Annotated in this window: 1 protein-coding gene; it reads right to left on the minus strand. The window is 67.9% G+C overall.

The window, feature by feature from the left end; genetic code table 11:
* Nucleotides 1-96: 96 nt before the first annotated feature.
* Nucleotides 97-465 (minus strand): permease, encoded by a 369-nt coding sequence (locus tag DC522_RS34080; RefSeq protein WP_116532745.1) that lies wholly within the window; start codon nucleotides 463-465, stop codon nucleotides 97-99.
* Between the last annotated feature and the right edge of the window lie 58 nt (nucleotides 466-523).

Here is a 523-nt window from a genome sequence, read left to right on the forward strand (position 1 = left end):
AGCACCGAGACGATGTCCCAGTTCGACCAGGCGAACAGGCCGCTTTTCTTCTTTGGAAGACGGAAGTCGATCTTGCTCATGACAGTCGCGCCTTGTTCAAAGTCCGGACAGGCCGATGCAGACGACGCCCGCCGCCACCAGGGCGGCGCCGGCGATCTGGCTGCGGCTCAGCCGCTCACGCAATAATATCACCCCGGCCAGCGGCACGGCGGCGTAGTTCAGGGTCATCACCGGATAGGCCAGGCTGAGCGGCGCGCGTTGCAGCACCAGCACCCAGACCACCGCCTCGACCGACCAGATGACGATGCCCAGCCAGACCAGCGGCTGCACCGCCACCCCGACCAGCGGGCCGCCGTCGCGGCCGGCCCGGCCGGCGCCCAGCTTGAAGGACACCTGGTAGGCGATCTCGGCCAGGATGCAGAACACCAGCAGGCCGATCACCGCCGGATGCAGCAGCGCGTTCATGCCGCCGCCTCGGCGAACAGGTCGTAGAGCCGCAGGTTGACCGCCTCGTTCAGCCGCC

The organism is Microvirga sp. KLBC 81, assembly GCF_003075415.1.
In the GTDB taxonomy this organism is placed as follows: Bacteria; Pseudomonadota; Alphaproteobacteria; order Rhizobiales; family Beijerinckiaceae; genus Microvirga.

Bases quoted from the DNA above. Each gene is read 5' to 3' on its own strand.
- DC522_RS34080 (WP_116532745.1), bottom strand. From the start codon at position 465: ATGAACGCGCTGCTGCATCCGGCGGTGATCGGCCTGCTGGTGTTCTGC.